Consider the following 10,600-nt stretch of genomic DNA (forward strand, 5'->3'; position numbering starts at 1 on the left):
TATGAAGCTCTTATTGGAAAAATCACTCTTTCTATGTTTACTTACAACATTGTAAGTTACATAAACCGCATAAAACATGAGCCACAAACACTAGGAGAACTTTTTAGAGATTTAGAGTGTGAACTTGAAACCCTTGCAATTTCAATGCAACTTTTTATTCAAATACTTACAAAAATCTCTGAAATCCAAAATGTTGTCAAGGATAATAAAGATTTACTTCAAATTATTGCAGTGATAAGTGCTTTCACTCAAAAAGAGTTAGGTTTTATGTGCGAAAGTTGAGTAAGTTAGAAGTTTTAAGATAATTAAGTTTATAAAAAATTCATTCATCATTATTGGAATATGCAGGTTTTAAAAATAAATTATCAAATTCTAAATCTGTCCAAATACAATGTTTTAACTTTGGTAATCTATCAGAATCTATTCTTTCAATTTCCTTATACAAAGAATCAATATTTCCAGTAAAATAATCTACTTTTTTTTGAATAAACATTTTAAATTTATTTATTTCATATTCTAAATCATTATTTATAAATTTTTCTATTTCTTTAGCTAAATTCTTTCCTCCATTAATTAAGTCATCACCTGTAGCAATTCCTTCAGATAATTGTTCAAATAAATGTAAAAGTTCATTAGAAAATTTTTTGCTATTTTCTATATAAAAATCAGTAAATAAGTCTAATTGAGTCCTTAATTCTCTAGAACTTTTATCTAATTCTAATCCATATTCTTTCAAAGTAAGTAACTTATTTCTTACATTTTTACCTTGAGATTCGCTTGATAAATAATTATTATCTAACAATTCTATAGCAGCTTTTGTCTTGGATCTACTCATGTTTAAATCATAGTTTTCAGTAACAAAATTTTTTATTTGTGCACAAGATTCTTTATATCTTAAATTTAAATCATTTATAACATTTTCATCAATAAATTTAAATATTTTATATGCTTTTTGATAAGATGATTCCATTATTTATTTTCTCCATATTTTGATGCTAAATTATCTTTGAAAGATTTAATTTTTTGTTGTATATTTTCAACTTCTTTAAAACTTTTTTCTTCTTCATTAAATAAAGAATCTAAATCATATGAAACTTTTTTAAATTCAGAAGTTATATTTATTTCCTGTTTTTTTATTTCTTGGTTTTCAATTATTTGTAAAGATAATCTTTTTGTTTTTGATAATTGTTTATAATCTGATTTCACTATGTCAATAAATTTATCTATCTTTACTTTAAATTGATCTGATTCTTCATTGTCATAAAACTTTTGAAAACTTAAATGTAAATTATCATAAGGATCCACAAAAGGAAATTGTAACTCTAATGTTTTTGTGTCACCATCATTATCATCTTCTAAAATATATCTACCTTTGTCAAATGTTAAGTGATTAATTCCTAACTCCTGCATTTTATCAACATTTTGAAGGTGAATAGAACTATCATTTTCTAATGAAGTTTTCATTAAAATTCTAGACATACAATGTTTTCTTATATCTTCTGGAATATCTTTTGCACCTTGTGTTTGAATTATCATTTTGATATTTGAACTTCTTGATAAAGAACCTATACGATTTAACGACTTGGATATTTCATCTTTATCTTTATGATCTTGCGAAGTTTCACAATAAATATTATCAATTTGTTTAAATTCATCAATAATCAAGAAAATAGGGTTAGTTTTTAATTTCACTTGCCTTTCATTTTGACAATATTCAGTTCTAAGCTGGATCTCTGCCTCTAATTCAAGTAAAGCTTCTAAAATAACCTTAGGAGTAGATTTCTTTGTAAATAAATTAATTTTTGATGAATCAATATCTTGATATTTCATAAATTCAGTACCTTTTAAATCAATAAGATATAAAGCATCAATAAGATTTAAATTAAATAATAACGAAGTTATTATTCCATTCATTAAATTTGATTTTCCAGAACCTGTTGATCCAACTACAGCTAAATGTGTCATAAGATTTAAATCTATATAATATAAATTTTTACCTTTTCCATATCCCATAAATATTTTATTATCACTAAGCATACTATCTGATAATTTTTTATCATTTAATTCTTCTTTTGTAGGTATTGACTCATATTCATTTAGTATAATGTATTGTTTTTTAGAAAAATTTTCATCATAAAATTTTGAACTTTGATTATACATATCTAATTCATAAACTTTATTAGGTTGGTTAAATAAAACTCTAAAATTGATTTTTTTTGCTTTTAATTTCCATTCTTTTAAATCTATTTCTGGTAGAAAAGTATAATAATATTGTTTCACATTATCTAATTCTTTTATAAATTCTAATTTAGGAATATTTTTATTACTATCTTTTAATTCTAACAATTTTGGTATAATTTCTTCAATTTTTTCTATTAATACCAAAAAATCTTTATGAATTTCTATAGATAATTGTTGCTTTAGTAAACTACATATTTCTTTTAATTTACTTTCCCATTCATTTTTCACACAACCTTTAAAATAATATTTTTTATATCCATTTTCTGAATTTTCTCTAACATATTCACCAGAAATATTCAATAATTTAGTTATGACAGTTATAACACTATTTTTTAAAATAATTAAATCATTTTTTGAAAAATCACTATCATATAAATCATGTAATTCATTATATTCTTCTAAATCAATCTGCATTCCTGCATATTCTTGAATATCATTTTTATAAGATTTAAATTGTTCAAAGCTTAACCCATCAATTTTATTTAAAAATAAATAATTACAATGATTAATCTCTTTTATATCAAATATACTCAAATATTTATCTTGTACTTTAAATTTTTTTATAAGCTTTGAAAATAAGTTATTCTTTAAAAATTCTATTACAACATCTGATTTTTCAAAAGTAATTCTGAAATTTTCTATCTTAATCATTTTTGAAATAAAACTTTCTATATTTGAAAAATTACTTTCATTTGTATGATAAAATAATCTAATACTAAATCTATTGATTTCAGATTTTATAAACTTTAAAGTTTCATTTTTTATCTGTATATGAGAAATTTCTTTTATAAAATTTTTATCTATTTTTTCATCTATATAATTTTCGAATAAATAACTTAGACAAGTAGAATTGCTTTTAGAAATTAAAATATCTATTACATTTTTATTTTCTTTATCATTTATATTAATATCTGCACTAGCTTTTATTAACATACTAAAAATCTCATTATTAGGTTCAGATTGTGAAGATATGAGTAATAATGGTGTATATTTAGAACCTGTTTCTCTTGCTATATTTACATCCGCTCCAGCTTCTATTAATAATTTTGCTACTTCCCAATTCTTCTTAGTTATAGTATCATATAAAGGAGTTATACCAGAAAATCCTTCTTCATCATTACCATATGTAGCTTTTGCATTTAAATCAACTTTTGCTTTTATTAAAACTTTTACTATTTCTACATGATTATTTCTTGCAGCATAATGTAATGGTGTCCATGAATTCTTTTTCCCATTTGGATTAACACCAGCTTTCAGTAATTCTTTTACAATTTTTAAATCACCAGTAATGCAACTATCTACCATTTGACCAGTTAAAAGATTATTTTTCACTAATTTCTTAAATAAAATTAAATCTGTTTTAGATGATTTGTTTTTCTTAATAGAATCTATGATTTGATCTTTTAATTCCAAAACTATTTTTGAGCTATAATCAACATTTGCACCAGCTATAATCAATATTTTAAGAATTTCCATATTTGGTTCTGTTTGTGAAGATAGTAATAATAATGGCGTTAATTTATCTCCAGTATAACTAGCTATATTTACATCCGCTCCAGCTTCTATTAATAAGTTTACTATTTCAATATGATTATTTTTTACAGCATAATGCAATGGAGTCCATGAATCTTTATCTATTGCATTTATATCTGCACCAGCTTTTATCAACATATTAAAAATATCAAGACTAGGTTTTTTTTGAGATGTTATTAATAATAATGGTGTATATCTATTACCTGTTTCTATTCCTAAATTTACATCTGCACCAGTTTCTATAAGTAATTTTGCTACTTCCAAATTCTTCTTATCTATACAAACATATAAAGGAGTTATACCAGAAAATCCTTCTTTATCATTACTATATGTGGCTTTTTCATTTAAATTAGCTTTTGCTTTTATTAAAACTTTTACTAATTCAATATGATTTTTTCTAGAAGCCCAATGCAATGGAGTCCATGAGTTTTTATCTTTTGCATTTATATCTGCACCAGCTTTTATCAACATATTAAAAATATCAAGACTAGGTTCTTTTTGAGATGTTATTAATAACAATGGTGTATATTTAAGATCTGTTTCTCTTGCTATATTTACATCTGCACCAGTTTCTATTAATAATTTTGCTATTTCCCAATTATTCTTAGTTATACTATCATATAAAGGAGTTATACCAGAAAATCCTTCTTTATCATCACCATATGTGGCTTTTTCATTTAACTTAGCTTTTGCTTTTATTAAAACTTTTACTAATTCAATATGATTATTTCTAGAAGCCCAATGCAATGGAGTCCATGAATTTTTATCTTTTACATTTATATCTGAACCAGCTTTTATTAACATATTAAAAATATCAATACTAGGGTCTATTTGTGCAGATATTAATAATAATGGCGTTAATTTATCTCCAGTATCACTAGCTATATTTACATCTGCACCAGCTTCTATTAATAAGTTTGCTATTTCAATATGATTATTTTTTACAGCATAATGCAATGGAGTCCATGAATCTTCGTCTTTTGCATTTATATCTGCACCAGCTTTTATTAAAACTTTAACTAATTCAATATGATTTCTTATAGAAGCGCAATGCAATGGAGTAAATAAGTATTTATCTATTGCATTTATATCTGTACCAGCTTTTATCAACATATTAAAAATATCAATATTAGTTTCTTCTTCTGAAGATATTAATAACAATGGTGTATATCTATTACCTGTTTCTATTCCTAAATTTACATCTGCACCAGTTTCTATTAATAATTTTGCTATTTCCCAATTATTCTGAGTTATACTAGCATATAAAGGAGTTATAGCAGAAAATCCTTCTTCATCATTACTATATGTGGCTTTTTCATTTAAATTAGCTTTTGCTTTTATTAAAACTTTTACTAATTCAATATGATTATTTCCAGAAGCCCAATGCAATGGAGTCCATGAGTTTTTATCTTTTGCATTTATATCTGCACCAGCTTTTATTAACATATTAAAAATATCAAGACTAGGTTCTTTTTGAGATGTTATGAATAATAATGGTGTATATTTAAGATCTGTTTCTCTTGCTATATTTACATCCGCTCCAGCTTCTATAAGTAATTTTGCTATTTCCAAATGATTCTGAGTTATACTATCATATAAAGGTGTTATAGCAGAAAATCCTTCTTTATCATCACCATATGTGGCTTTTTCATTTAAATTAGCTTTTGCTTTTATTAAAACTTTAACTAATTCAATATGATTATTTCTAGAAGCCCAATGCAATGGAGTCCATGAGTTTTTATCTTTTGCATTTATATCTGCACCAGCTTTTATTAACATATTAAAAATATCAAGACTAGGTTCTTTTTGAGATGTTATTAATAACAATGGTGTATATTTAAGATCTGTTTCTTTAGCTAAATTTACATCTGAACCAGCTTCTATAAGTAATTTTGCTACTTCCCAATTATTTTTAAATATACTATCAAATAACGGAGTTATACCAGAAAATCCTTCTTTATCATCATAATATGTAGCTTTTTCATTTAAATTAGCTTTTGCTTTTATTAAAACTTTAACTAATTCAATATGATTATTTCTAGAAGCCCAATGCAATGGAGTCCATGAATCTTTATCTTTTGCATTTATATTAACAAACATTTTTAGTAGTATTTTAACAACTTCAATATTATTTTCTTTAACTGCATAATGAAGTAATGAACGACCATTATCATCTACTAGATTGAAATCAAAATAATATTCTTGGAGGAATTTTATCATTTCATTTTTATTATTATTAATTAAATAAAAATATATATCACTATGAACTTTAGCAAACTTTTTTAAAGAGTCTGTACTTGCTTCTTTTAATTTTTCTAATTCATTTGATTCTATTAAACCTAATATTTCATTAGGTTCTAGATTTTTGGAAATCAAATTCTTTATATAATTAAACATATTTACTTAACCACCTGTCAATAGAATTAAATACTGTGTAATGCAGCATTTTTACTTTAGATTGAAATTCATTATATAATGTAGAATAATCAATATCTTTTCCATACATATAACCAAAATAAGCTAATATAACTATAACTAAGATTAGTGATATAACAGCAAATATTAATGTTCTAATTTTTTCTATTCTTGTCTCTAAATTTTTTATATTATATTCAAAACTTTCTTTCACTACTGATGAATTATAATTTTTATACATTAGGCAATCTTTCTATCTTTTTTAAATATTTTATAAAATTTTTGTTATATTTTTCTGCAAAATAATAAATGCTTCCTTTAAAGTATTTAGAATTGAAATTAGCTCCTTTTTCCAATAATATAATAAAAGTATTAATTTCATTGTTTTCTATGGCATGTAAAAGCAGTATATCAAGTGGAGTATCATTTGTAGTATTTACTTTATTTTTTATTAATTGTATTTTTAAATTTACAATCAATCTTTTATAAATAAATATTATAAATAATAAAATAGATATACTCAATATAAATATAAAAAAATAATATACACTATTCTCTTGCAAGATTGAATAATTTATAGAAATAGTACTAAAATTATTTAAGAAAGAAATAATATCATTAAATATATAAACAATTTTTTTATGCATAATTGATATAAAATTATCAATTAATTTTGGATAATAATATATATAGTAAATAAAACTAATTGTTACAAATAGCAAAGCTATTAAACCAAATGATTTCTCAATAAACTTTACATCAATTTTATCTTTAAAAGAAGATTTATTGTAAATATTTAAAATTCTTAGGATTGTACTAGGATGAGTCGAATATAAACTGTGATACGCACTACTATTTAGTGGTAATAGCATATATAAAGTCATATACATTGTTTGCCAAGATAAAATTTGTGCACTTTGACTATCACATCTATATTCGACAAGTCTGCCCAAAAATCTATTAAATAGAATATATATATGATTAGTAAATTTTTGAACTATATTTATTATTAAACTTGATAATTTATATACTAACTCTGATAAAATAAAACCAACAAAAGGAATAATTTTCAAGATTTGTAAAAGGAATAAGATAATATTTTGCGTATACAAAGATATATGATTTCCTGAAATCAATATTAAATCTGGTAGAAAATCCCAATTTATTAAATGAGAAAGTTCATGACCTATTAAACCTTTAAAAGCCTCTCTACGGTCATTAACTAATTCAAAAGAATTTTGTATATGTTCTATCATTCCAGAAGTTATAATTAAATATTTTCTACCAAATGTTGCAACAGCATAAGCATTAATTTCTTCATTTTCTTGTAATAAAAATTTTACATTATTTAAATTAAATTTTTTCAATATTTCTTCAAATAATTCTTGATGGAACGCCAGATCTTTTATTTGTTTTACTTCAATTGTATTTTTTATTAAATTTTTAACAGAAAATCCTAATAAAAAATCAATAAACAGGTAAAAAAGAGTTAATAAAAACATTCCTGCAATAAAATAATAAAATATAAATTCTGGAATATAAATTATATTATTTTGTTTCAAATACATTACAACAGGAATTATTGCTATATAAAAAGGTACGAATATAAATAGATAGTTTAGGGAGATAGTTATAATTGCTAAAATTGACAATATTGGATTTATAAAATAACTTATTAAATTCTTCATAATACTTCTTCACGATAAAATAGAAAATTATTAGTTAATATGTAAAAATTTTGAACTAAATTTTTACATAATTAAGTAGTTTATTCAAAATAAACTACTTAATTAATATTGATTAATTTTTAAATAAATTTTCAAAACTTTCTTTATTTGATTTATCAGTTACAAATATAGTTTTTTTATTTACAAAATAATTTGGTAAAAATAAATTTAATATTCTATCAGTAAGAGACATTTTTTCAAAGCCTTCATTAATAACCACATATAAACTTTCTTTTCCTAAAAGATTCTTTTTAACTTCAAAATCTAATGTATTAACCATATTTTTTGATAATACAATACCTTCATCAAATTTTCCATTATCCATAAAATTACCTATAACCATTTTTCTAATATAAGGTTTATCTATTATAGAATCAGAAAATTTATTTAAAAATGGTAAAAGAAGCAATCCAATTAATTCAAAAATAAATTTTATTGCAACAACAAAAATAGATAAAATAAGTCCAATTATTACTCCAATAACTGTTCCAATTATTCCTCCTATATTACCAGGAAGACGAAATTTAAAAGCTGAAGATATTGTTAAAATAATCATTGAAAATATACCTAAAATTGTAATTGGAATATATAAGATAAAGGTTAATACATTAGCAAGTATCTTAAGATTATTTGGAATTTTTGATATAAGAGTATTAAAGAAATCTATTGTTTTCTGTCTTAAATTATTAAAAAAAGTTATTATCATAAGAATTAATTTTTCTAGCCAACTTAATCTATATTCAAAAAATATAGCTCTTTCTTCTTTTAAAATTGAGGCGTGAGCCCTCTCACCTTTTTGCTTTACAAATTTATTTGTATTTGATAGCTCATAATAATTTCCATCTATTTTATTAGAATTGTTTACTTTTTTTAGTATTTCAAAATTCTCTTCTTTTGAAGGTAAATTTACACTATATCTTTTAGATAAATCATCTCTTGAATATCTTTTTAAAATATTATCTACAACGATGCTGAACATATTCTTCCCTTTTCCCTAAATTTGCTTGGGAGTATATTACTTTATAACTTTATTTAATATTAGAAAATTTTAAAATAATCTTTTATTGTACTAAATTATAAACTGATCTGGCTACACTAAATAGGACATAGAAAATAACTATGTTAAAATTAGTGAAAGCGGAGAATAAAAATGAGAAAAAGTAATTACTCACAAGAGTTTAGAGAATCAACTATAAAATTTTGTATTGATAATAGTGATAGATCAATTTCAAGCATTGCTAGAGATTTAGGATTAAATAAAGGAACTTTAGCTTTATGGGTAAATGAGTACAAAGCTAAAAATAATTTGTTACCTGTAAATGATTTAAAGAATGAGACTTTAGAGCAAGAGAATAAAAGACTTAAAAAAGAACTTGCAATTTTAAAACAAGAAAAAGAGATATTCTTGTGCTTGCACTCTCTGTGAGAAAAAAGGCAGCAGCATACTTTGCAAAAGAAACTCTATAAAGTATGCTTGGATAAAAGAACACTCAAAGAGTTTTAATGTACAGCTTATGTGTAAACTTTTTAAAGTTAGCAGAAGTTGCTACTACAACTGGATTGAAAAAGGTTCTATTGTAAATAAAATTGATAAAGATTTAAATAATCTCATTAAAATCATTTTTGAACATTCATGTGCAACTTATGGAACAAGAAGATTAAAAGAGGTTTTAAAACAAAGATATGGTCTTATAGTTTCAAGAAGAAAAATTCAAAGAACTCTGAAATATTTAAATCTAAAAGTAAAAATGAAACGAAGATTTAAAGTAATTACAACAACATCAAATCATACTCTACCAATTGCACCAAATCATCTAAATAGAGATTTTTATAGCTCACAAATAGATAAAGTTTATGTTGGAGACATTACATATATTCCAACAAATGAGGGATGGTTATATTTGGCTGTTGTAATCGATATTTACTCAAGAAAAGTTGTTGGATGGTCTATGAATTATAGTTTAAAAACTTCACTTGTTAATGATGCACTATTAATGGCATTAAAAAGAAGAAATCCTTCTAAAGGACTAATTTATCATACTGATAGAGGAAGTCAGTATGCCTCTTATGAACATAAAAATCTTTTAGAAAAATATGGGATAGTTCAAAGTATGAGTAGAAAAGGAGATTGCTGGGATAATGCAGTTGCAGAGAGTTTTTTTCATTCTCTAAAAACTGAATTAATTCATCATGAGAAATTTATATCAAGAAAACAAGCAAGTGAAAAAATATTTGAATATATAGAGATTTTTTACAATAGACAAAGATTACATTCATCAAATGGATATATGTCTCCAAGTGAATTTGAAGATAAAATGTTACGTTTTGAAATGGTTAGTTAAATTATAAATTTTTTGTCCTATAAAGTGTTGACAGATCATTTTACACACTGGAAAAGATTTATTAGTTTTTATATCAACAGATATAAGTATTTCAGCTAAAGAGATTTTAGAAACTTATAAAAAGAGATGGAATATTGAACAAGGCTATAAAGATCTAAGACTCTTGTTTGGCTTAGGAAAAGAAAAAAATCGTATCTATGAAGCTCTTATTGGAAAAATCACTCTTTCTATGTTTACTTACAACATTGTAAGTTACATAAACCGCATAAAACATGAGCCACAAACACTAGGAGAACTTTTTAGAGATTTAGAGTGTGAACTTGAAACCCTTGCAATTTCAAT

Annotated in this window: 5 protein-coding genes and 2 pseudogenes; 3 read left to right on the top strand and 4 right to left on the bottom strand. The window is 23.5% G+C overall.

Annotated features, from left to right (window positions below; translation table 11 throughout):
• A partial coding sequence (locus tag CJ670_RS10890; RefSeq protein WP_207763630.1) for a hypothetical protein occupies window positions 1–282 on the top strand: 282 nt, incomplete at its 5' end.
• 40 nt (window positions 283–322) lie between these two features.
• Here the strand turns inward: CJ670_RS10890 and CJ670_RS09170 are convergent.
• The 4 genes from CJ670_RS09170 to CJ670_RS09190 all read right to left on the bottom strand — a co-directional run bounded on the left by CJ670_RS09170 (window position 323) and on the right by CJ670_RS09190 (window position 8,895).
• Window positions 323–970, bottom strand: a complete 648-nt coding sequence (locus CJ670_RS09170; protein ID WP_105939737.1) for a hypothetical protein — start codon at window positions 968–970, stop codon at window positions 323–325.
• Window positions 970–6,171 (bottom strand): ankyrin repeat domain-containing protein, encoded by a 5,202-nt coding sequence (locus tag CJ670_RS09175; protein WP_105939738.1) that lies wholly within the window; start codon window positions 6,169–6,171, stop codon window positions 970–972. The genes CJ670_RS09170 and CJ670_RS09175 overlap by 1 nt, the downstream gene beginning before the upstream one ends.
• A 251-nt stretch (window positions 6,172–6,422) precedes the next feature.
• Window positions 6,423–7,877 (bottom strand): M48 family metalloprotease, encoded by a 1,455-nt coding sequence (locus CJ670_RS09185; RefSeq protein WP_105939740.1) that lies wholly within the window; start codon window positions 7,875–7,877, stop codon window positions 6,423–6,425.
• A gap of 112 nt (window positions 7,878–7,989) precedes the next feature.
• The gene (locus tag CJ670_RS09190; RefSeq protein WP_105939741.1) at window positions 7,990–8,895 is read right to left on the bottom strand and encodes a hypothetical protein; all 906 of its coding nucleotides are present in this window, start codon (window positions 8,893–8,895) and stop codon (window positions 7,990–7,992) included.
• Window positions 8,896–9,066: 171 nt separating this feature from the next.
• On the opposite strand from CJ670_RS09190, the pseudogene CJ670_RS09195 reads away from it, so the two are divergent.
• Both CJ670_RS09195 and CJ670_RS11100 read left to right on the top strand, forming a co-directional pair.
• Window positions 9,067–10,258 (top strand): annotated as a pseudogene (locus tag CJ670_RS09195) (IS3 family transposase).
• Between the two features lie 37 nt (window positions 10,259–10,295).
• Window positions 10,296–10,600: pseudogene (locus tag CJ670_RS11100) on the top strand (hypothetical protein); the annotation flags it as partial.

Origin of the sequence: Arcobacter cryaerophilus gv. crypticus (genome assembly GCF_002993025.1) — a bacterium.
GTDB classification, from domain to species: domain Bacteria; phylum Campylobacterota; class Campylobacteria; order Campylobacterales; family Arcobacteraceae; genus Aliarcobacter; species Aliarcobacter cryaerophilus_B.